Origin of the sequence: Bacteroides acidifaciens (genome assembly GCF_903181435.1) — a bacterium.
In the GTDB taxonomy this organism is placed as follows: domain Bacteria; phylum Bacteroidota; class Bacteroidia; order Bacteroidales; family Bacteroidaceae; genus Bacteroides.
In genome coordinates, this window is the sequence record NZ_CAEUHO010000004.1 from 178,743 (window position 1) to 202,435 (window position 23,693).

At 44.9% G+C, this 23,693-nt stretch carries 14 protein-coding genes; 3 read left to right on the forward strand and 11 right to left on the reverse strand.

Annotated elements, in window-relative coordinates; all coding sequences use genetic code 11:
• Positions 1–10: 10 nt before the first annotated feature.
• Entirely contained in the window at positions 11–1,531 is a 1,521-nt protein-coding gene (locus CLIN57ABFB40_RS12845) for a RagB/SusD family nutrient uptake outer membrane protein (RefSeq protein ID WP_175630480.1), read from the reverse strand.
• Positions 1,532–1,543: 12 nt separating this feature from the next.
• On the reverse strand, positions 1,544–4,726 hold the full coding sequence (locus CLIN57ABFB40_RS12850; protein ID WP_175630481.1) for a SusC/RagA family TonB-linked outer membrane protein: 3,183 nt from the start codon (positions 4,724–4,726) through the stop codon (positions 1,544–1,546).
• 241 nt (positions 4,727–4,967) lie between these two features.
• Between CLIN57ABFB40_RS12850 and CLIN57ABFB40_RS12855 the strand changes: the two genes are divergently transcribed.
• Positions 4,968–5,687, forward strand: coding sequence for a FadR/GntR family transcriptional regulator (locus CLIN57ABFB40_RS12855; protein ID WP_008641360.1), 720 nt, complete (start codon positions 4,968–4,970; stop codon positions 5,685–5,687).
• A 249-nt stretch (positions 5,688–5,936) separates the two neighbouring features.
• On the opposite strand, the gene CLIN57ABFB40_RS12860 is transcribed toward CLIN57ABFB40_RS12855, so the two are convergent.
• The 9 genes from CLIN57ABFB40_RS12860 to CLIN57ABFB40_RS12900 form a co-directional block, all read right to left on the reverse strand.
• Positions 5,937–6,674: an endonuclease/exonuclease/phosphatase family protein gene (locus CLIN57ABFB40_RS12860; protein WP_254871770.1), complete on the reverse strand. Its 738-nt coding sequence runs from the start codon at positions 6,672–6,674 to the stop codon at positions 5,937–5,939.
• Between the two features lie 118 nt (positions 6,675–6,792).
• Entirely contained in the window at positions 6,793–8,172 is a 1,380-nt protein-coding gene (locus CLIN57ABFB40_RS12865; protein WP_175630483.1) for an SMP-30/gluconolactonase/LRE family protein, read from the reverse strand.
• Positions 8,173–8,189: 17 nt separating this feature from the next.
• A complete protein-coding gene (locus CLIN57ABFB40_RS12870; protein ID WP_167960631.1) occupies positions 8,190–9,023 on the reverse strand; it encodes an endonuclease/exonuclease/phosphatase family protein in 834 nt (277 codons plus the stop codon).
• A 21-nt stretch (positions 9,024–9,044) separates the two neighbouring features.
• Positions 9,045–9,773, reverse strand: a complete 729-nt coding sequence (locus CLIN57ABFB40_RS12875; protein ID WP_135036631.1) for a DUF3823 domain-containing protein — start codon at positions 9,771–9,773, stop codon at positions 9,045–9,047.
• Between the two features lie 33 nt (positions 9,774–9,806).
• Positions 9,807–11,747 (reverse strand): RagB/SusD family nutrient uptake outer membrane protein, encoded by a 1,941-nt coding sequence (locus tag CLIN57ABFB40_RS12880; protein ID WP_117809034.1) that lies wholly within the window; start codon positions 11,745–11,747, stop codon positions 9,807–9,809.
• A 14-nt stretch (positions 11,748–11,761) separates the two neighbouring features.
• The gene (locus tag CLIN57ABFB40_RS12885) at positions 11,762–14,929 is read right to left on the reverse strand and encodes a SusC/RagA family TonB-linked outer membrane protein (protein WP_175630484.1); all 3,168 of its coding nucleotides are present in this window, start codon (positions 14,927–14,929) and stop codon (positions 11,762–11,764) included.
• An 8-nt stretch (positions 14,930–14,937) separates the two neighbouring features.
• The gene (locus tag CLIN57ABFB40_RS12890) at positions 14,938–16,098 is read right to left on the reverse strand and encodes a glycoside hydrolase family 130 protein (protein ID WP_175630485.1); all 1,161 of its coding nucleotides are present in this window, start codon (positions 16,096–16,098) and stop codon (positions 14,938–14,940) included.
• Between the two features lie 167 nt (positions 16,099–16,265).
• Complete coding sequence (locus CLIN57ABFB40_RS12895) at positions 16,266–17,513, reverse strand: MFS transporter (protein ID WP_008646792.1); 1,248 nt, start codon at positions 17,511–17,513, stop codon at positions 16,266–16,268.
• An 18-nt stretch (positions 17,514–17,531) separates the two neighbouring features.
• The gene (locus CLIN57ABFB40_RS12900) at positions 17,532–18,578 is read right to left on the reverse strand and encodes a glycoside hydrolase family 130 protein (RefSeq protein WP_175630486.1); all 1,047 of its coding nucleotides are present in this window, start codon (positions 18,576–18,578) and stop codon (positions 17,532–17,534) included.
• 156 nt (positions 18,579–18,734) lie between these two features.
• On the opposite strand from CLIN57ABFB40_RS12900, the gene CLIN57ABFB40_RS12905 reads away from it, so the two are divergent.
• On the forward strand, positions 18,735–22,715 hold the full coding sequence (locus tag CLIN57ABFB40_RS12905) for a hybrid sensor histidine kinase/response regulator transcription factor (protein WP_175630487.1): 3,981 nt from the start codon (positions 18,735–18,737) through the stop codon (positions 22,713–22,715).
• 23 nt (positions 22,716–22,738) lie between these two features.
• Entirely contained in the window at positions 22,739–23,608 is an 870-nt protein-coding gene (locus CLIN57ABFB40_RS12910) for an endonuclease/exonuclease/phosphatase family protein (RefSeq protein WP_175630488.1), read from the forward strand.
• Positions 23,609–23,693 lie beyond the last annotated feature (85 nt).

Genomic DNA, 23,693 nt, shown 5'->3' on the forward strand with positions numbered 1-23,693 from the left:
ATTTAAAAGATTAATAACCCGTATTCTGTGCTATCTCTGGATTAATGTCAATCACACTCACCGGAATAGGCAGAAATGTTTGCCAATCTTCTATATCATTCACCGTATAAGAATATTCCGTATAAAGAAGCTCGCTGTTCAAGTAGTTGTTTACTATCTGAGTAGCGATACCCCAACGAAGAAGATCAAACCAACGCTGGTTCTCAAAAGCCAGTTCAAGCCTGCGCTCATTACGTACAGCCTTTCTAAAATCATAAAGACCAGGCAGGTCGGTCAGTGTATACGTAGAAACACCGGCACGTTCACAAACCATATTCAAATACTTCAGATTGTCTGCCGAAGGCCCCGAGATTTCATTTGTCAATTCAGCATAAAGTAAAGCAATATCAGCCACACGAATCACAGGCCAGTCACTTTCGCCATCATACTGTGTAGTTACAGGATTTACATACTTCTTACAGTAACGGCAATTACCTTCCGTCACCCACGTCTGAGTAGTTGTATTGAAATATTTCTGGGCGATATTCACATCCAGACGTTTATCAGCTCCCGCACCTCTTTGCTCGTAAGCTGCAATAATGTTGTCAGTGGGAGTATTATAACCGGAAGAAGTACCGATAATCACATTTGCACCATTATTGACCGGAGCAAACATATTGCCGAACGGCGAACCGATACCGGCATTTCCCGAAAGGTAACGAACCGCAAAGATTATCTCCTTATTCATCTCATTGCCAATATCAAAAACCTTATCATAAGCCACAAGATCACTACCCGATTGCGGATTTCCTACAGATTCACTTTCGAGTACTTCCTTACACAGTCGGGCGGCACGGGCATATTTCTCGTCACCCGCCCGGTAGTGCGTAGCATATACTTTGGCAAGCAGCGCTTTTGCCGCGTTCAGGTCAGCACGTCCCAAGTCACCGTCCACCATCTTGCCGGGCAACAGTTCATTATTGACAATATTCTCCAAGTCTCCTTCAATAAGCGCATATACTTCATCCACCGTAGAGCGTTGCATATCACGGGCCACTTCAGAAGGAACCTTGGAAGTAACGATAAATACCGGTCCCCATAAACGGACCAGATTGAAATACTCCAATGAACGAAGAAAAAGTACTTCTCCCTCATATTGGTTCCGCAATGTCTCGTCCGTCACTACATCAAGGTAAGATATAACATTGTTTACCCGTGCAATTGTGGCATAACAGGCATTCCAATACGTTTCCACCCATTCGTTTTCCGGTACGATAGTACCCTGGTCGAGCTGTTCCACCAGTCGTGTAGTATTCGAAGAAGAACCTGCAGCATACATACGTCCGTTATCCGAGCGCAATTCTGTCATGGCCCATTCGTAATACATCACATCATGCAGGGAATTATAACAACCCAGCACCAGATTATTTACCGACGAAGCATCTTTCACATACTTATCTGCCGCCACTTCCGAATAAGGATATTGATCCAAATCACAAGCGGAAAATACCATGACGACTAACAATAATCCTATATAATTTATTTTTTTCATCGTTTTCCTCCATTAAAAATTAATATCAAAACCGGCAGAAATGGTAGAAGTCAACGGGAACCCACCACGCTGATACCCCGAAATCATTGCACTGGAATAATTACCGGATGTTATACGCGACTCCGGATTAATGCCTTTATAGCCACTTCCCCAAATATAGAGCAAGTTACTGCCCGACACATAAAAACGCACACCTGATAACTTAATCTTGCGGGCAGCAGTTGCCGGCAAGGTATATCCCACTGTAAAGTTACGCAGACAAGCATAAGAAGCATTTTGCAAAGGATAATCAGTAAGCATGAGATCATGCCCCGTTTTCACATTCTGATAAGGCGTTTTTCCGTCACCCGGATGTTCTGCACTTACCCAACGGTTCTTTGTGTACTTCTTGTTCCACTTCTTTGTTTCATTATAATATACATCACCATTAAGCACTGTGATGCCCTGTACACCCTGAATAAGGAATGAGATGTCGAAATCTTTAATTTGGAAAGTATTGGTGATGCCCCATGTGAAATCCGGGTAAGGAGTGCCCAACGCAACCCGGTCTTCAGGAGTCAAAGAACCGTCATTATTGGTATCGACAATGCGTATTCCCCCCGGTGCATCGTCTGAAAAATGAGGATTAGCTGCAATCTCTTCCGCACTATTCCATACACCACACGTTTTGTATCCATAGAATTGAATCAACGGCTCACCCACTTTAGCAAGATAACCCTCATTTCTTTCACCCAAAGAAATCATTTGTTGTTCACCGCCTAACTCCAATAATTTATTACGCGAAAGTGAGAAATTTATATTAGTATCCCATGAAAACTTACGGCTTTTCATATTATGCGTATCAAGCTGGATTTCCAAACCTGAGTTACGGACTTTTCCTATATTATTCCAATAGTGTGTGTAACCGGTAAACGATTGCGTCGGTTGTTCGAACAATAACGCACGTGTCACTGAATAGTAAGCATCTATCGCCAGATTGATACGGTTGTTGAAAAGTCCCAAATCCAGACCATAGTTAAACTCATCAGTCTGCTCCCATGTAATATTAGAATTAGCCAGCGAAGAAGAGATATTCGCAGAACCATTAACCAATGAACCCGTACCTTTGCCGGTCACGTAATTCGCACTGTTCAATACCTCGAGGGCTGCATTATAACTGATACGGTTATTTCCTGTCACACCATACGATGCACGAAGTTTCAAGTTAGAAATAGCCTTGATACCCTTCATGAATTTCTCTTCACTCACGCGCCAACCCAGTGATACGGAAGGGAACCAGGCATTACGGTTTCCTTTGGAAAAGAGCGATGAACGGTCCAGACGTAGAGAGGTAGACAACAAATAGCGCCCCAGATAACTATAATTGACACGTCCCAGATAAGATTCCAATACAACATCCGGATATCTGAAAGTTCCCGTACCCGCTGTATTTCCATTACCCTCACTAGCCAACTCGTAAACGGTGGCAGCATTCAAAGTATGGATGTCATCCGTAGCAAATCCCGTCGCAGCCATAGCCACCCGCTGATTCCGTGTCTTTTCTACAGTATATCCCAATAAAGCGTCAAGACTATGGTCTTTATTCTTTCCAAAGTCCAAATGGTAACTCAAGGTATTCTCACTCAACAAATCAATATAAAGTGCACTGGAATAAGTAGCACGGCTTGCTTCCTTGTCTTTCGTAGCGTCCTTATTTGCATAATAATAAGAAGGGGCAAAACGAACATTCAAGCCGTTGGATGTCTTAAACTGCAATCCTTTACAAAGATCAAGCGTGAGATACATGCTGGCCAATCCTTGCATAGTCTCGCTCCAACGGAAAGTATTAGTCATTACGCTCGCCGGATTATTATTGGCAGAGCTAAATGGAGACGATTTTTCCAATACACGGTTACCGTCGGCATCCAACAACGGATTTCCATCGGCATCCACGGCAGTCGGTGTCATAATATTGTTAAAATGGCTACCCCTTGCAAATCCGGTATATCCGGTCAGGTCTGTGCTATATGCATTGTGATAGACCGGTAAAAAAGAGGGAGTACGATAGAAATCAATAAAGTTATTTTTCGGACGTTCCGTCTTGCTATACGTACCGGATATATTAACACCCACCATAGCTATCTTTGAGAGTTTGGTATCCACTTTAGTACGGAAATTCAGTTTGTCCAATGAATTGTTGAGCATCACTCCCTGGTCTTTAGTATAGGCCGCTGAAATAAAATATTTCGTCTCCTTACGTCCGCCCGAAACACTCATCTGCACATTCGTGATACCTGCCATATCACGCAAGCCCTCTTTCTGCCAGTCGGTAGTCCCCATCTGGCTTTCCAAATAAGCAGCCCCGCGAGCAGCACTCGGTACTTTCGGACCACCTAAGGCAGCTTCTTCTTCCAATAAACCCAACCATTCGGAAGAAGTCATCATATCATGCAACTGATAAGCGTATTTAAACCCCTGATAGAACTTAAAAGAATATTTCGGTTTGTCCGGCGTACCGCTCTTTGTCGTCACCATAATCACTCCATTGGCAGCACGTGAACCATAAATAGCAGCCGAAGCCGCATCTTTCAAAATTTCAATAGACTTCACATCCGCAGCATTGATAGACGACAAACCACCGGATACGGGAAATCCATCTATGATAACCAACGGTTCACTATCTGCGGAAATGGAACCCGTACCGCGTACCCGGATAGAAGGAGTCACACCCACTTCCGATGTCTCATTAGAAACCGTCAATCCAGTCATAGCACCTTGCAAGGCAGTAGTGACATCACTCACCGGAGCATTAATCAATTTCTCGCCTTCCAACTTTGAAATCGAACCTGTCAAATGAGATTTCGCCTGTGTACCGTAACCGATTACCACAACATCATCCAACATCTTCGAATCTTCTTCCAACGTCACATTCACAACTGTACGTTTGCCAACCGCTTCCGCCTTATCAACGTAACCGATATACGAATAAACCAAAATTGTCTTGGAATTAGGAACCTTAATGGAGTATTTACCTTCAGCGTCCGTCACAGTACCGGTAGGAACGGCAGCGTCTTTCACTGTCACCGAAGCTCCAATCAACGGACCCTGTTCATCTATCACCTTACCAGTAACTACATGCTGGGAGTAAACGTTCAATGTCCCTACCAACAACAGGAACATCATCACGACTTTTTTTAAAATACAGGAGTTGTTCATAGATTAGTGTTTTAATTTCTGTGACAAACGTAAGGATTAAAATTGGTAAACCAAAATTTTGGTCTACCAATTAATATTTATTAATAATTAGATATAAACCGCTTATAAATAACACGTTACGTGTACCTATATATAAAAGGACAGGAGAATATTTTTACTAGAAAGCTTTACTTTGAAAGATAATATTCGTACTTTTACAGCCGAAACGGAAAAGGTCATCTTTTTAGAATATTTATATCTTATGAAAGACGAAATCAATTCGCAACCAGTTAAGCATGTAATAGAACACATAAAAAAACAAATATCAGAACGTCAGATTTTACCGGGAGAGCGTCTCCCTTCTGAGCGTAAATTATCCGAACTTTTGAAAGTCAGTCGGTCACATGTTCGCGAGGCATTGCAGAAACTGGAATTATACGGTATTGTAAAAACATATCCTCAGAGTGGAACAGTGGTATCCGAATTCTCCAAAGACCAGTTGGATACTATGATTACCGATGCATTGAAAATCAGCAGATATGATTTTTCAAGCTTGGTTTATGTACGTGTACTTCTGGAAATAGAGGTCTGCAAATTATGCGCAGTAAACCGCACAGAAGAGGATTTGAAGAATATCGAAAACACGCTTGTCGAACTGGAAGAAAAGTTTGATACAGACCTTCGTGTCGAAAAAGATTTTGCCTTTCACCAGGCCATTGCGCAAGGCGGACATAATCCGGTTATCAGTTCACTCCTGCTTATTATTACTCCTGATATTTTAAAATATTATCAAAAATACAAAGTTTGTGCCGTTCCTCAAAAAACGGTTCATGCGGAACATAGGGAAATGTTACAGAAGATAAAAGATAGGGACAAAGAAGGAATGAAAGAACTGGTGCTCCGCCACTTGGCCAATCTGATTGATTTTGCTAAAATGTCCGCGAAAGGCGATATCCCGGAATTCGAATACGGACATATCTAAGATACGTAAAAGAATAGATTTAATTAGTTGTATGCGAGAAACTATCCAGTCTCTTGCATACAACTAATTTCGTTTATACATAAAATTAATCATCTGACTATAGTTATTCTTTCGTCTGACTATAGTTAGACGAAAAGTCAACAGTAGTCAGACGAAAGTTCAACTATAGTCAGACGAATAAATTTATTCGATTGAAGAGTTAGTTTTGTGCATACGGAAGGCTAATTGGTAGCAAACTGGCTATTAATCTTATTTGATAAGATAAGTAGCCACTACCGGATAATGGTCTGATTCCTTATCCGCCCAATAACAAACATTATACGCCTTTACCGTAAAAGCCTCGTTTGGCGCATAAATCAACCAGTCACATGCGTAAGCCGGACTTGGAACGGGTACTGTCCATGGAGCACCATCACTCAAACAATTTACGGTGAAATACTTTTGAAAAGCAGCCATGGTAGCAGAACCACGGCGGGAATTCAAATCTCCCCCCAAGATAACAGGTTTATCCAGTTGCTCCACACACGCAAGAATTTCATCAACCTGTTTCAGACGGGTAGCATCTTCGTATTTATGGTCCAGATGTGTCGTAGCGAAATAGAATTCTTTGCCTTCCTTCGCAACTTTCACATAGCCGAAAGAACGGACATAATCGCCTTCTTTCAGTACACTCAACTTAAAACTCTTTTCCTCGGAAACCGGATATTTGGAAAGAATCACATTTCCGTAATCTCCGCCAGTCGGAATATCGAGCGCATGGGCAAAATAATAATATTTCATTCCCGTTAGTTCCGACAGTTTTTTCGGAGTATCCCAAGGGTTAATCTCCGTGTTTCTTTCTATTTCCTGGAGTGAAACGATATCCGGGTTCTCTTTCTTAATGACTTCGGCAATCTTATCAAGTCCTTGTTTACGACCGCTATACGTGTTGTAAGTCATGGCTTTTACTGTGACCTCTTTCGGTTTTTTCACAGGTTTCTGTGCCATTGAAGGTTGTAACAAACAACACAATAGAAACAATGAAATGCATATTCTAAAATTCATATACGACCAATTAATAAGTAAATGTTATCCTGAAAAACAATCTTTCCTACCTGATATAAAATTAATCCTTTTCTATCTTACGAATCTTATGATTCCAATAATCTGAAACGTACAATGCTCCGTCCGGACCAAACTGCACACCTTCCGGATGGTTGAATTGCGCTTTATCCAACGGGCCGTCCGTCGTACCGGAAGTGCCCGTACCTGTGTAATTTATCAACATGCCGTCAGGGGTGATTTTCGCTATACGATGTTTTTTACGGACTGCTACATAAATATTTCCCTCTTCATCCAAATCCATCTGACAAGGCTCTTCCAGTTTGGCTTCATTTCCCTGACCTTCTGTAAAACCTGCTTTCTCATACTGCCCTACCCAGACATGGAGATTAGAAAATTCGCCTGTCGATATATCATAATCCCCTTTATAAATCACATCTTTTTCCTGTGAACTCATATACACGGTAGTCCCTGCCTTGTCAAAAAGGATACAGCGGATTTTCACTTTTGACGCATTTTTACCTTCTGCATCGGGAAGTTGCACACCGGTTGCCACCATCGTATTCTGCTCCGGGTCATATTTGTAAATCATGGCATTTCCATGAGCTACGGAGAAAACCTCTCCCGTGACAGGATGCACACCTACATTAGTGACGCCATTCCCCAAAGAAGGAGTGATTGACCATATTGCAGACAGATTAGCAGCATCATACTGATGCGTAACATTGTTCCATGGCATCGTTGCAATATGTGCATTGCCCGTAGCGTTGGCATCATTGGATAAGAATAAAGTATTGCCATCCGATGAGAAAGCGACATTCATCATCCTGAATACAGTTCCACCGGTTCCATCTCCGCGTAAGAAAGTAGCGACCTGATTGTTTTTCGCGATACGGATATCACGGTCATCATCTTCCACGATATACAAAGCACCTTCCTTGTCGAAAGCGATAGAACCCGGTTTCCAAAGAACCGCTTCCATGAGGGTCCCCTCTTTCTTCTCCGTTTTTGCGGAAGGAACATAACTGCCGATATAAGTACTTACAATAGGAGACTGAGAATACTCAAACTCCGTTTTATATGTCAGTTCCTGCGCAGCTTCTCCCTGACCGAGATACACTTTCACCGGACCGGAGCCGGAACCCCTCTGCACATTGGCAGTAATAATATTCCCCAACGCACCCGTCACTTCGGCATCCACCCCGTTGACTGTCACGCGGATATTATCCAAATCCGTGCCGAAATGCGTACCGTATAAAGTCAGGCTTGTAGACTTCCCGCCGGCTGTCGGCGTGTACATAGTGATTTTGGGAGTAGCTTCGCCCTCGCCGATTTCAGGTGTCATATCCTGCCGGTTCTCATCCTCGCATGCGACAAAGCCGATTGACGCAAACATCAGAGAATAGATAGAAAACCGTTTCAAATGATGTATCAATGTTTTCATGTTTCTGTCTTTTTAGGTTAATCGTTTATACTGAACGTAGCTACCACCGGAAAGTGGTCTGATTCTACATAAGCATCATAATACACATCATAGGCTTTCGGAGACATTCCTTCATCCGGAGTGTACAATACGAAATCAATCGCTTTCACCGGAACGGGCGTTCCCGTTGTCAGTCCATAGTTCCCGTTCAGGCAACCGATTTCAAAACGTTCATACAATATCTTCATCGGGCCGGAGTCGGCTAAAGCATTGAAATCACCAGTCAATATCATTGGCTCATCCAAGCCCTTTGTCTTTTCGATAATCGTTGTAGTCTGGTTGATACGGTTAGTTTCGTTGCCCACATGAGACAGGTGCGTCACTCCGAAATAGAAACCCTTTCCATCTTTTTCTGTTTTCACTACTCCCATCGAACGCGGGTAGACATCTTCCACTGTCTCTATTCTCGGCAAATCATAATTCACTTCATCACTTATCGGATACTTCGAGAGAATCAGGTTTCCATACTCGCCGCCATCCACATCACGGGTTTTGACAAAGAAAGCATAAGGCATTCCGGTCACTTCTTTCATCAGGGCGATAATATCCGCTTTCTCCACCTTGTTAGTCTTCGTCTCAAACTCCTGCAAACCTGCCAAGTCCGGATTTATCTTTTTAATCACTTGGGCAATCGCTTCCATTCCCTTTTTCCCGGAATAAGCTTTCTGCCCGCTATATATATTGTAAGACATGACTTTTACCAATACCCCGTCCTTTTCGTCCGGCGGGGTCACACCGTCATCGTCCGAACTGCAACCGGCAAACAAACCGCCCACCAACAGTACCAGTAATAAATAGAATTTATGTTTCATTGTTACCTTCTTTTTTATCGTTTATCTTATATCATTCACAGTTACTTCCACTACCCGGCTGTAGTTCACGTACGGTTTGCTTTCTGCTGTCACCGTAGCCGCAACACGTACATACACCCTGTTCTTGTTGGAAACAATCTTATAATGATTCTCTATAAATTCAGTATCACTCATCAGGTCGATGACGTGCGTGCCACTGGCCTTTGTCCCCAGTGAAGAGAGGGTGGCATGGTTTGCATTGTTCACATCCACTCCCGGAGCATAATTCCATATCACGGAAACATCCGTCAGTTGCAATGTCTCGTTCGATGTTTTCGCATCATAGGTCAGTGTCAGCTTATTATCAGCCGATACAGCCACATCAAGGCTGATACGCGAGAACGGGATTGTGTACAAATCAACCTGCGTTTGTCCGTTCACGGTGACATACCCTTCACATACCCCGACAAAAGGGCCATCCTTTGCCTGAATACGATAGCTGCCATTGAACACCTTCGTATGCTCAAACGTTCCATCCTGGCGGGCACGGAAATCAACAGAGGCGGTAGCCCCCGTATTCTGCTCGTACAAACTCATCATCACACCGCTACTTCCCGGCACAGGCATAGGAACCGGTTCATTCGTTTCCTTATCATAGATAGTGCCATACACGCCACCGTTCGGTGCATCATAATTATCGATGTCATTTTCGCATGCCGCCACGAAACAGGCGAATAATGCAGTCAATCCTATGTTTATTATTTTATTCATATCGTTTCTTCTTTAAACTTACAATTGGACGTATCAATTACCGTAACCCGGATTCTGTACCATCAACGGATTCGTACTCAAGTCCTCGGCACGGAACACCGTATAGTAGTTCTTTTCAAGGAAAAGACGCTTTCTCTTTTCGGGCACACCGGTTTCAAAGGTGTACTTGCCGCTCTTAACATTGTAATACGGACAGAGAGCCGTGCCGCGGAAATTGGTCAAACCACCTTTGCTTACATCCAGATGAGCCAGGCGCCAACGTTTCAAATCCCAGTAACGATGCTTCTCAAAAGCAAGTTCCACTTTCCGTTCATGGCGCACTTTATCCAGCGTCAGGTTACCGGCAGTCAATAGTTTGATGCCTGCCCTGCCGCGAATCTCATTGATATCTTTCAATGCCACGTCCAGGTGTTGATTCAATTCCATGCAAGCCTCTGCACGATTCAGATAGATTTCTGCCAGACGGAAAACCACCCAGGGAGTAGAAGAACGTTTTGCGTCGATGTCCGTATAGTCCGTCAGACTTTCATCCAGGAATTTACGCTGATAGAAACCCGTCTTGCTGGCGTCACCTACACTTAATGAACCACCGTCTTTTCCCGAAGTATTATAAGTCTGTCCGTCTATTACAACTTTGTTCTCCTTATCCGGTTGGGCGGAAGCTTCATACTTGGTTCCTATCCCATCCTGTCCGTTGATGACACCGCGTATCCATTCGATTTTACCGCCGCCGTATCCTTTATAATCAGCACCGGGCAGGTAAACCGAACCTAATAAACGAGGGTCTTTATTCTTAAAGATATCATACGGGCTATCATAGCTGATAGCTTTTCCACCGCTGTCTTTCATCTTCAGCTTCCCTTCCGTACCGTCAATATATTCAAATTCCTCTACCATTTCCAGTACCGGAGACATGCCGCATCCCCAACCGTCGCCACGATAAGAGAAAGGAACATTCAGTTTATCCCACATATGTCCTTTACCGGCAGCCACATTATACTGTTTCTGGAAAATATATTCTCCGTTATCCCCATTCACTGCTTTGGAGAAGAGATTGTAAAAGTTCTGCGCCAGCTCTTCCGCTTCCGTACCGGTCGATTTATACAAGCTATACACACGGGGAACCATTTCATCCAGAATCTTCGATGAAGCAGTGTAACATTCGTCAAAGTAACGTTCCGCTTCTGTCTCGGGAATATACACATATCCTTTGGAAACAGCCTCGCCTGTCAGAGTCAGCGTTTTGGAATACTTGGCGATAGTACCGGCATACAGTGCGGCACGTGACCACAAGGCAAGCACCGTTCCACGATTTGCGCGGTATTTGGCATCACTGCTGCGTACTTCCGGCAATGATTCATAGATAGCTTTACATTCATTGATAATGAAATCATAGGTCGCGGCTTCCGTATCACGAGCCTGGTAAAGAGCTTCTGTATTTCCTGCGGTATATTCTTGCGGAACAGTCTGCAAAGGAACGCCCCCATAACGTTTCACCAGTCCGAAGTACTGCATAGCACGGATAAAACGGGCTTCTGCTCCGAGTTCTTCTTTCTCATCCTCACTCAATACGGAAGTTTTCTCAATATTCAGCAGGAAGTTGTTTACAATGCGGATTTGCTTGTAGCGGGTCACCATGTCGTCGTTGAATACATAGTCGCCATAAGAATAAGTAGAGTTCGACTTGTCGAATGCGCTCTCTTTCTGATAACTGGCGGTAGCCTCATCCGAAAGGCTGGTCTGATTCGCCAGGTTCGCCTTCTTGCTTCCATACCAGTCGTCGAACTCATCCAGTTTCAGTCCCGAGTCATACATATCCGCCAATACGGCTGTGATTGCTTTCGGATTTTGCCAAATCAAATCCGGTGTGTTGACACCGCTGGTACTCTCACGGTTCAGATAATCATCGCATCCCGTCCATACGAAGATGGATGCCCCGCCTATCAATATATATTTCAGATAATTCCTATTCATTGTCTTTACTGGTTTTAGAAGGTTACATTTACGCCAAAGTTATACGTCTTCATCTGCGGATAATAGCGTATTCCGCTGGAATTGCTTTCGGGGTCGACGTTCTTCATCAGTCCGTCACGCTTGGTGAAAGTCAGCAGATTGTTGCAGTTGATATAGAAACGCACCCGGTCGATAGCCGCCTTTTTTGTCAAGACTTTAGGAAGCGTGTATCCCAGTTCCAAGGTTTTCAGGCGCAGGTAACTTGCGTTGTGCAATGACCACGAGTTACTGGAACGGTTATCGGCGACACCTGCCACGCGTGCGGCAGGCATATATCCCGGAATCCATTTGCTATAAGGGTCGGTCGGGTCTTCCCGGTGCCAGCGGTCGGTCATGATAGCCAGCCCATTACCTAAACCTTGCTGGATAAACGGGTCGAGAATATCCCCGCTAACATAAATATCGTGTCCGGCAGCTCCCTGGAAGAAGACAGTCAGGTCGAATCCTTTGTATTCTCCGGACATATTCAAGCCATAGTACATACGGGGTGTGGCACCGTGTCCGAGTGGTTGCGTATCGTTATCATCAATAATACCGTCACCATTGTAGTCTTCGAATTTCAAATCACCCGGCATCAGCGAACGGTTACCGTCCTTATCCTGAACCGGTGAGTTCAAAATTTCCTCGAAAGAAGTAAACTGCCCGATTACTTTCTTTCCCCAACGGATATCCTTGTAACGCCCGTTGGTGTTATTACGCCAATCATCATACATATTGGTGGAAGCCGCCCGCTCTACATAATCATACTTAATCCGGGTAGTAGAGAAGTTGGCCGACACATTATAATTAAAATTGCCAATCCGGTTTTTATGCCCGACTACAATCTCGAATCCGGTGTTAATATCAGAATTCAGGTTCTCCTGCGGCATTGATTCACCGAAGATAGTAGGCAATGAGCCTACACGGGTGGCAGGCAGACCGGAACGGTTTCTGCGGAACCAGTCGAACTCCACAGAAATCAGTCCCCTGTGGTAAGACGCCTCAAAGCCGATGTTCATAATCTTCGATTCATACCAAGTCAGCCACGGGTTTGCCATACCTACCGTAGTCATGCCCGAAGTCACTCCGTTGCTGCCCATGATATAGCTTCCGTGAGACGTATATCCATCCAGATACTGGAACGCGTCGAAATCCCCTTCATCGCCCACTTTGGCGTACGAAGCACGGATTTTCAGGTTATCCATATCGGGCAACAGTTTCTTGAAAAAAGCCTCTTCGGAAACACGCCATCCCAATGAAACACCCGGAAAGAATCCCCAACGATTACCTGCACGGAATTTATAAGTTCCGTCATAGCGGAAATTGAATTCCACCAGATAACGGTTGGAGAAATCATAGTTCAGACGTCCCACCAAGCCGGTGTGAGCCGTTTCCTGTGTCTTGCCGGAAGCTTCCTGATTCGTTTTATCCCCATAGTCCAGGTCAGGAATCAGCCCGATAGCAAAGTCACGTGTCCCGGTCACCCAGTTCTTCTTGTCATTATACATTTCCCATACGAGCATGGCACCGATATTATGCTTTTTAGCAAACGTATTGTTGTAGTTCATAGAGAACTGATAGGTCGGTTTGTCATAGTTTTCCAGCTTCGATTCCAGATGCGCGGTATTAACCACTTTCTCTATATACTCTTCATTCGCATAATCATACGTATATTCCGAGAGGTCTTTCCGCCACGTTTTCCATTCTTTGTTCGTATAGTCGTAGGCAACCAATGCTTTCGCCATCAGTCCTTTCACCCAGGGAAGTTGCCAGGTGATAGCCAACGAGCTGTTAAATTCGCGACGCAGGCGGTCTTCATAACCACTGTCGTCCGAATCGGAAACATGCACGGGGTTCGCCATATCTCCTACGGCTCCCCAATAATCCGGGTTGTCATTGGCATACATGGAGTAAGTCGGGATAGCCATTTGTGCCGAACGGAACAGGTTATCGCCATTGTAAGGCTTTTTGCGGTTGTCGAAGCGTCCGCTCAAACGCAGTTCCACGTTCAGTCCCTTAGCCACTTCCACGCTCAGGTTGGAACGGACGTTGTAACGTTGGTAATTCCAGTCGCCCGAACGGATAATACCGCCCTGGTCCATATATCCGATAGACATATAATATTTCACTTTTTCCGTACCGCCTGTCAGGCTCAAGTTATGTGAAGTCTGGGGAGCGGTGCTACGCATCGTCTCACTCCACCAGTCCGTACCTGCCGTACCATTCCGGTAAGCTTCCAGTTGTTCTTGCGAGTAAGCGGAAGCTCCGCGCCACGGGTTGGCATTGTGAATCGCTTCATTGTAAAGAGAGGCATACTCATAAGCATTCATCATCTCCGGATAGCGGGTCACTTTCTGAAAGCCTACATAGCCGTTATATTCTATCTTTACCTTCTGTTCCGTCCCTTTCTTGGTAGTAACCAGCAGAACACCGTTTGAACCTTTAAAACCGTAGACCGCTGCGGCGGCATCTTTCAGGATAGAGATGGACTCGATATCATTTGGGTCGAGCTGCGTATAATCACGCTCGATACCGTCCACAATCACCAGCATGCTTCCATATCCGCGAATATCAACGGAAGCTCCATCATCACCGGGGCTTCCGCTACGCTGTACGGCACGCAAACCCGGCAAACGTCCGGCGAGCATATTCGTCACACTGGGAGCTTTTACTTCCATCAACTTATCCGAAGAGATGGCAGCGACCGAACCGGTCACGGAAGCCTTCTTCTGAATGCCGTAACCCACCACCACTACCTCGTCCAGCGTCTCGGTATCTTCCTGCAAAGTTACTTTCAGTCCAGCTTGCCCGTTCACCCGCACTTCTGTTGTTTTATATCCTATATAGGAAATCTGTAACACTCCATTAGCGGGAACCGGCAAGGTAAACTTACCGTCCACATCGGTAATCGTCCCCACACCGGCAGCACCTTTCAGTTGCACCGAAGCTCCGATAACCGGTTCTCCGCCGGCATCAGCAACCACACCTTTCACCGTGATATTCCGAACGGTCTGTTCGATACCCGATACCGAAGGGCTTTCCGCATATACCGTAAACGGCACGCACAGGAAAGTCCCTGCCATTAAAGCTGAAACAGTAGCTATCTTCAGCCGGTCGTTGAACGACTTTAAGACAACCGTGTTCATTTTACAAACATGTTTCATAGATTAAATTAGTTATGTGTTTTAAGTTTCGAATCTATATTATCATCACATATCGCTACTGCAACCTGCGAATCGGCACAGCCATAATAGAGATATAATTTGTTTTTAAAGTAAGCCAGCCCTTCGATAAACACTGTTCCGTCCTTGTACTGACCGCTCTTCTCGAAAGCGGCTTCGGGCACAAAGAAAGGTTTATCCAAGCGGTCGAGTACTTTATAAGGGTCGTTGGCGTCAAACAGGAACTGCCCTGCACAATAAGCGCCTGCGGGGTATGCCGGGTCCCTTTCTTCCTTGTATCCGTTCTTGCCATTGTATAATAATACAATACCGTTCACGGTCTTGATAGCCGGCGGCCCGCACTCAGTCAGGCGGCTGTCGAAATACCCGTTGCGGGGTTTGGCTATCTCCCTTAGTTCGTTGTTTTCGTTCAGTATCGGAGTCCAGTCGGTCAGGTTATCGGAAGTTGCGGCACATACCGAATTCTCCCCCCAATACATAAAGTATTTGCCAGCCACTTTCTCAATGACCAGTCTGCCGTCTTTCACTCCGGTGACAATAGAAGCCGATTTGCTTGCTATATTGGCAAAACGCCCGTTGTACGCTTTCGCAAAAGCGAGTCCGTGTTTCGTCCAGTTTTTCAAGTCTCTGGAAGTAGCCACCGCCAAGCGGGGAAGATTGCGGTTCCAGGCTGTATAAAGCATGACGTACAATCCGTCTTCCGTCATTGCCACACGCGGGTCTTCGCAACCACCTTCCCATTCTATTTCTTTAAAATCGTCTTCGGAAGGAAAGAGTACCGGTGCGTCCGCTTGGCTCATCGTCACTCCGTCCGCACTTTCCGCATAGCCAATGCGGGATGTTCTCTTTCCGATGCCTTGCGCCGAGTTGTCTTCCGCACGGTAGAGTACCACAATCTTCCCGTCTTTGACGGTTGCCGCCGGATTGAAAGTGTCACTCTCTTCCCATCTTACCGGCTGCTTGCGCATCGGGCATTGGAAAGTAGTCGGTTGCGGAGAAATCACCGGATTCACCCCTTCCGGGCGGACAAAAGGGCCGAGTATCCATTGTCCGCTCTGTTCTTCGACAGCTACGGATGCCTGTTTCTGCCCGGAGCATCCGGCTAGTGTCATCATACTGATTAAATAGATTACAGATTTTAGTTTTATCATACGTCGTTTTTTTAGTTTTCCCGAATCGGTCGTTCATCGTTTTTCTGCCAGCAAAACTATCGTACCCCGCAGAAAATAGAGTGTACTATATTCTCAAAAGGGTATATAGGTGCTGTACAACATAATAATTCATCCGTTTGCAATGGCAGCTTAATGGTTTTGAAATATTAGCGAACCGTTTGGTTCTGTTTGATGATGTTCCGGGCCAACGGGTAGGCTATCAACTGCAAGGCTCCTACCAGTATCAATGCGTACTTCAATGCAAAATCCTGTGATATGGCAAAGGCAAGTGCCATAAAAAGGATGAGCCCGAAAGCACGCCCCAGGAATAGTCCGAATTCGTGGCTTAAAATATAAGTGTATTCATTTCTTTTCTCGATTTTAACTACTGCGTCGATGGTTTGCATCATAATGGGATAGTAAGGCAAGTCAAACAAGGGCTGAAAGATTACCTTACAGAGGACAAAGATAATCACTCCGGTGGCTGAAAACAAGACTCCGTTGAACAGAGTACCGATAAAAAAGACGAGTAACCCGGCAATAAATATCTTCGGGCGGTCTTCGGGTTTGGCAATACGCCCCAGTACATAGACCAGTATAGCCGTCAGCGTACCGCTAATTCCCTGTATCAAGCCTAATGTCCCTTCATCACCGACCAGTTTCAGAACCAGGATGGCGGGGGCAGTCACCAGGAATCCCTGTACCATTCCTTTCAGGGAAGCCAGCAACAGCATTTTCTTCCACAGTGTACAGAACCGGAAATACAGAAAGTTCTTCTGTACCGGATTGGCAAACTTACCACGCCACAAGACAGCTACGGCAAACAGGGTCACGACTATGACTCCGACTGTGACCAAACGATAGGCACCATTTATATCAATCAGGCATCCCATGATTTCTTTGCCATCTATCTGGCTGATGAATGCACCAATCAATAAAGGAACAGTTATCGAAGTGATGGAGAAAAAGAAAGATTCCAGTCCGAAAAAGTAGTTCCGGCTACTATCGGTCGTGTTGTTGAGAGTCAATAGATAGCGGTTGGTCCAAAAGAAACCCGATGCGGCTCCAAGGACAAAACCTGCTATGCCTAACTCTACAAAGCCCAATGACTTCACCAGCATCATGGCAAACATCGACAGCCCGCTAACTAATATCCCGCCTGCATACAGTACTTTCACGCTGACATGCCGCAACAGGAAGCCGTTGACAAAAGAGGTCGCAATGATGCCGATATACATAAAAAGTTGATAGAAAGCTACGGAAACAGGCTCGCTCGTGTGACGCATCACATAAGCGCCTACAAATATCTCCACCACAGGAAGCACGAACGCATAGAGCAGGTTAGTCATCAGCAGTACACGTACATTGGGAGTCTGCTGCTTGAAGAATTGATATTCTCTTTTCAATTTATTCATTCTATACCTTTATATATGTCATGACTTTAATGAACGAAGAATCTCTCCTATGGAGAACTCCGCTCCGCAGATTACTTCATCACTCGCACCATAGTAAACAGTCACCGTATCCCCTTCTACCAGATGCCCGTTCGTGAAGACTACATTCCCGAAGAATCCGGTTTGCTCGTAAGGAGCAGTCGGTTCCATTATAGGAGCTTTGCTTCGGGCGATTACCTTTGAGGGGTCGTTCAAGTCAAGCAGAAGGGCTCCCAGGCAATAGCGGTTCTGATAGTCTGCACCATGATAAATCTCCAGCCAGCCTTCCTCTGTACGGATAGGCGCGGCGCCCGCACCCACACGGGCACAGTCCCAGCTATCGGGGCGAGTGGTCGCAACGCAACGGTGGTTACCCCAGTGCAACCGGTCGGGTGATTCGGCAAGCCAGATATAGTTGCCGCCCAGTTCGGGACTACTCGGACGATGCAAGGCGAAATATTTGCCGTTTATTTTCTCTTCGAACAAGGCACAATCTTTATTATGAGGGGGGAAAATCATGCCGTGACGAGTGTAACTCTTCCAGTCACGGGTATGAATCAGCCCTACACCGACGGCAACGGAAGAGACTTCGGTAAACGTCAGGTAATAACCGTCGGCAGTAGTTGCCACCCGGCAGTCCTCGATGCCGAAAGCCTCTAATGCCCCTTTGCCGAAAATAGGCGGATAATCCGGTTCTTCCTTAAAATGGATGCCGTCCTCGCTCGATACCAACCGGAGATAAGACATGGTAGTCAGATAATCCTGTCCCGCATATCCTATCACACGAGGGTCGGAAGCGTCCAGCTCCGGGTCATTCTCGTCGAAAGAAAGCACTTTTATCTTCCCTTCCTTATTATATACGGGGAAACTAATCACTCCCTGTTTCTGTACGGGGCGTTCGGCTACCCGCAGTAATAACCAGGTTTTTCCGTCGAAGCGGAATACGCCGGGATTCAGGAAACAGGTGATTTCCATACCTTCTATTCCCGGTTGTAAATCGGATGGTTTCAATAATGGGTTCTGATGAAATCGTTTTGCAATATCCATTTTCTAATCATTAAATAAGTGTTGTTTTTATTTCTCGTGGCAAAGCTACCCCACACGACGACGGGAAGAGTGTACTATATTCTCAAAAGGGTATACAGGTGTTGTACAGCATATTTTTATCTTTGTTTTCTTATTTTTCCTCTCTATCTTTGCGACATGATTCTACGAAAACACTCCTATTTCCGTTGCATCTGCATCCTTATTTGTTCATGCCTGATGCCTGCTTTATTACATTCGCAGAATGTAGTAAAACAGATTTCCAATGCGGATGGATTATCCAATAATTCGGTGAATTGTTTCCTCGAAGATTCGGAACATACGCTTTGGGTAGGGACATGGGACGGATTAAATGCATATAACGGTCGTAGCTTCAAGACCTATTCTTATAATAAAAAAGATGCAGGGTCTATCAGCAATAATCTCATCTGGCAGATTATCGAGCAGAGCGACTCTATCCTATGGGTATCTACGGACTATGGGGTGAACCGGTGGAAGCGTTCTACTCAACAATTTACTCCTTATTATCTAGGTACACAGAATAATCCGCCGAAACAGGAGAAGTCATTTCTGCTGGGTATCACTTCCAGCAAGCATATTATCTGTTATGTGAAAGAGCAGGGTCTATTCTGTTTCGATGACCGGAGACAGGAGTTTGTATCCTTGAAAAATGACCTGCCCGATGATATCAGGAACTTCGTCATTGATTCCAAAGACCGGATATTCTTTCTCACAGGACATGGACAATTATTGCACTATCAACTGACCGTCCGCAACTCCTGTCCCGAACTCTCGTTCAAAGAAGAAATCAGGCACTGTGCCCCCGTTTCCAATATTTATCTTTCCCAAGACTGCCTCATCATTAACGATGACAGGACGCTGACTGTTTCACAAGATAACCGTATATTGGACAGTATAAATATTCCGGAGAACAAGACTGTATCACAAGCTATCTGCCACGGTGAATATCTCCTTATCAGCTTTATCGAGGGGGGATGCATCAGATATAATCTTGAAAATGGGACTTCAACGGAATTACTCCAATTGCCGGAGAAAGCTTCCATTTTCACTATTTATATCGGCTCGCAGAATATCCTTTGGGTAGGTACGGACGGACAAGGGATATTGGAAGTCTATGAACACAGTTCGCCTTTCCATACCGTAAAAACGAATTATCCTGTCCGCTGTTTTTGTGAGGAAGACAATGGCAATATACTCGTAGGAACAAAAGGAGAAGGTATCCTGCTGCTTGACAAGCAGGAACGGGGAGTCACCCCCTATCTTTCAACAGGCAACGGGTTAATCTCCAACTCCGTTTATACTATCCGCAAAAATATGTCCGGGGATATATTCATCGGAACCGAAGGGGCGGGTATCAATTATATTCCACTCAATGGCAGCCAGGTGAAGAAACTGGGTATTCCCGCTGAATTTCCAGCTTTCAGGGCAGTTTACAGTATCCTTTTCACCCATAATGATTCACTTTTATGGTTGGGAACTTCCGGCTACGGACTTATCAAGCTGAGCCTGCAAAGGGAAGGAAAAAGTTATAGAGTAACGGACATGAAACAATATAAATCTCCCGGCCCTTCTTCGCCAAGCAATAATATCATTTATTCGGTTATTGCCGGATACGATGAGAATGAACTTTGGCTAGGCACGCGAGGGGGCGGAATTAATAAGTTCGATATCGCGTCCGAACGTTTCCGGCAGATGAATGAGATAGACCCCGGCTTGTCCCTGACTAACAATGACGTGATTTATCTGACTAAAGGAGATTCTGCCAGTATTTGGATAGGTACCAGTTATGGTCTTAACCGGTTGTTCCCGACAGCCACACCGCCTTCCATCACCGAATATACGGATAATAACGGATTGCCCAATAATACGATTCACGGCATCCTGAAAGATGAGAACGGGAATATTTGGGCAAGCACCAATCAAGGCATTTCCTTTATCGACTTGCCCTCGGGAAAAATTACCAATTATTCCTCAAGAAACGGGCTTCAAAACGACGAATTTTCTGATGGGGCTATTTTTAAGGACAAAGCCGGATGGTTGTATTTCGGCGGAGTCAGCGGGTTGAACTATTTCGACGAAAATAAGATACGCTTACGGGAACATATCGCATCATTAAGCCTGAACAGCCTGAAGATAAACAATACAAGCCGGAATATCTACGAACGTATCCGTAACCATACACTCCGATTGGACTATGACGAGCCTTATATTACTTTGGGATTTGCCGCACATGATTTTATCAACAATGAGAATTGTGAGTTCAGCTACCGCATTATCGACTTTGCCGACGAATGGATTTACAATGAGAATAACCCGAATATCGTTATCACCAAACTACCGCCGGGAAAATATAAACTGGAAGTAAAATGCACCAATGGCGACCGGGTATGGAGCAACGAAATCTATTCCCTCAATTTGGACATCGCTTACCCCTGGTGGCTCAGTACCACCGCTTTTATTATTTATTTTATCCTGATTGCCATTGCTATCTATATCACGCAATCCGTCATCAAGAATAGAATCCGGCTAAACCGTCAGATTCTACTGGAACATATCGAAAAACAAAACCAGCAACGTATCCATGAATCGAAGTTGAACTTCTTCACGAATGTGGCACACGAGTTTTTCACTCCGTTGACACTGATATACGGCCCGGCACAGCACTTGTTGGAAAAGGCAGACCTCGACAGTTATACAAAAAGATATATCTACATCATCAAGAACAATGCCGACCGGATGCAGAAGCTTATCAACGAACTGATGGAGTTCCGGAAAGCAGAAGCGGGACATACGGCTATCTATGCTGAAAAAGTGGATATTCAGTTGCTCGTCGACTATGTATCGGACAACTATACCGAAATTGCCGAAGAAAACAAGATAGACTTCAGCTTCAAAAGCAAAGAAGTATCATCCTTTACAACAGACCGGAATGCACTGGAAAAAATAATATTCAATTTGCTTTCCAACGCCTTCAAATATACGCCGTCCGGCGGATATATCCGTGCTGAAATACGAGAGAATGTTACTGACGGGACATTGCATTTCCGAATCCGCAACTCGGGCAAGGGGCTGACTGAGAAACAAATGAGTGAGATATTCAGCCGGTTCAAGATTTTTGAGAGCAGTAACCTAAAACATGCGGGAAGCACCGGAGTCGGCCTGAATCTGACCAAGAGCCTGACGGAGTTATTGGGTGGAGAAATCACCGTAGGAAGTGTATTGGGAGAGTATGTAGAATTCAATGTGTCTCTACCGTCCATGCACGTGAATTCCGGAAAAGAAAGTCAGCCGGCAGAAGAAGAGGCAGAAGCCGGTGAAATGCTTTTTGTCCCTAAACAAAAGGAAATTAGTATATTGATTGTAGAAGATGAAAAGAATATCCGCGAACTTCTGAAAGATATCCTGCTTCCTTACTACCAGGTTCGGGAAGCAGCCGACGGGGAAGAGGCGCTGAAAGAGGTAGAACAGAAACAGCCGGATATTATTATCAGCGATGTATTGATGCCCAGGCTGGACGGCATCACTCTGACGGATATATTGAAAGCCAACGAGCGGACTGCCCACATTCCGATTATCCATATCTCCGCCAAGAACTCCATCGAAGACCAGATTAACGCTTACAATCATGGAACGGACTTATATATCCCCAAACCTTTCCATCCGAGACATGTATTGAGTGCGGTAGAGAATATGATTAATAAATACTCTCTGATGAAAGAGTATTTCAAATCCGGTCGTTCCTCTCTCATCGTAAGGGATGGAATCACTATGCATAAAGAGGATGAGCTGTTACTGGACAAGATTATCAAATTCATCGAAGATAATATTGACGACGAATCCATAAACCCGGATTCTCTCGCAGACTTTATAGGAGTAAGCAAAGCGGGATTGTATCGTAAACTCAAAGAATTGACGGAAAAGACACCAAGCGAATTTGTCCGTACCATCCGCCTGGAATATGCAGCAGGCCTATTAAAGACTACCAAGCTTACCGTTACCGAGATTATGTATAAATCGGGCTTCTCAAACAAGTCTTATTTCTACCGGGAGTTTGCCAAGTTATACAACACTTCTCCCAAAGAATACAGGAGCGGACAGACAGAAGAAAAGGATACTTAATAACCATCTAACAATAAAAAACAATGAGAAAACTTTTTATTGTATTGGCGCTCTGCAGTGTGTCAATACTGAATGCGCAGCAACTGAATGTCGCTTCTTATAATGTACGAAACAGTAACCCGAACGATGCCAAAGCCGGAAACGGCTGGGAACAGCGTTGCCCGGTACTCACCCAGTTAATCACCTTTCATGACTTCGATATATTCGGAGCACAGGAAGTGAAACATAACCAACTGGAAGATATGTTGAATGCCCTGCCGCAATACAGCTATATAGGCGTAGGACGGGATGACGGGAAAACGAAAGGGGAATATGCGCCTGTCTTCTACCGGAAGGATAAATTCAAGCTACTCAAATCCGGGAATTTTTGGTTATCGGAAGATACCTCGAAGCCGAATAAAGGATGGGATGCAGCCTATACCCGCATCTGTACATGGGGAGAATTCAAGGATATTACAAGCAAGTTCAGATTCTGGTTCTTTAACCTGCACATGGACCATATCGGAGTAGTGGCACGTCGCGAAAGTGCCAAGCTGGTTATCAGCAAGATTAAAGAGATGTGTGGCAAAGACCCCGTCATACTCACTGGAGATTTCAATGTAGACCAAACCAGCGAAAGCTATCAAGTACTTCATGAATCCGGAATATTATCAGACTCTTATGAGGTCGCGCAACTGAGATATGCAACTAATGGAACATGTGCGGGATGGAATCCGAACACATATACTCCCAACCGTATCGACCATATCTTCGTTACTAAAAACTTCGCTGTTGAGAAGTACGGAGTGCTGACAGATACTTACCGAATTAAAAACGAAGCCACCGGAAAGTATGAAGCACGCATTCCTTCAGACCATTTTCCGGTGAAGGCGGTATTGAAATATACCAAGTAAACAAAGCAGAATTCGAAATGATAATATAAACCTGTCAATGTTCTATTTTTAATATTCTGTTGGGAAATAGCTAGTTAGAAAATAA

What these genes read in the sequence shown, in the direction of transcription:
- CLIN57ABFB40_RS12845 (WP_175630480.1), bottom strand. Translation starts at nt 1,531, where the DNA reads ATGAAAAAAATAAATTATATAGGATTATTGTTAGTCGTCATGGTATTT.
- CLIN57ABFB40_RS12850 (WP_175630481.1), bottom strand. Translation starts at nt 4,726, where the DNA reads ATGAACAACTCCTGTATTTTAAAAAAAGTCGTGATGATGTTCCTGTTG.
- CLIN57ABFB40_RS12855 (WP_008641360.1), top strand. Translation starts at nt 4,968, where the DNA reads ATGAAAGACGAAATCAATTCGCAACCAGTTAAGCATGTAATAGAACAC.
- CLIN57ABFB40_RS12860 (WP_254871770.1), bottom strand. Translation starts at nt 6,674, where the DNA reads ATGGCACAGAAACCTGTGAAAAAACCGAAAGAGGTCACAGTAAAAGCC.
- CLIN57ABFB40_RS12865 (WP_175630483.1), bottom strand. Translation starts at nt 8,172, where the DNA reads ATGAAAACATTGATACATCATTTGAAACGGTTTTCTATCTATTCTCTG.
- CLIN57ABFB40_RS12870 (WP_167960631.1), bottom strand. Translation starts at nt 9,023, where the DNA reads ATGAAACATAAATTCTATTTATTACTGGTACTGTTGGTGGGCGGTTTG.
- CLIN57ABFB40_RS12875 (WP_135036631.1), bottom strand. Translation starts at nt 9,773, where the DNA reads ATGAATAAAATAATAAACATAGGATTGACTGCATTATTCGCCTGTTTC.
- CLIN57ABFB40_RS12880 (WP_117809034.1), bottom strand. Translation starts at nt 11,747, where the DNA reads ATGAATAGGAATTATCTGAAATATATATTGATAGGCGGGGCATCCATC.
- CLIN57ABFB40_RS12885 (WP_175630484.1), bottom strand. Translation starts at nt 14,929, where the DNA reads ATGAAACATGTTTGTAAAATGAACACGGTTGTCTTAAAGTCGTTCAAC.
- CLIN57ABFB40_RS12890 (WP_175630485.1), bottom strand. Translation starts at nt 16,098, where the DNA reads ATGATAAAACTAAAATCTGTAATCTATTTAATCAGTATGATGACACTA.
- CLIN57ABFB40_RS12895 (WP_008646792.1), bottom strand. Translation starts at nt 17,513, where the DNA reads ATGAATAAATTGAAAAGAGAATATCAATTCTTCAAGCAGCAGACTCCC.
- CLIN57ABFB40_RS12900 (WP_175630486.1), bottom strand. Translation starts at nt 18,578, where the DNA reads ATGGATATTGCAAAACGATTTCATCAGAACCCATTATTGAAACCATCC.
- CLIN57ABFB40_RS12905 (WP_175630487.1), top strand. Translation starts at nt 18,735, where the DNA reads ATGATTCTACGAAAACACTCCTATTTCCGTTGCATCTGCATCCTTATT.
- CLIN57ABFB40_RS12910 (WP_175630488.1), top strand. Translation starts at nt 22,739, where the DNA reads ATGAGAAAACTTTTTATTGTATTGGCGCTCTGCAGTGTGTCAATACTG.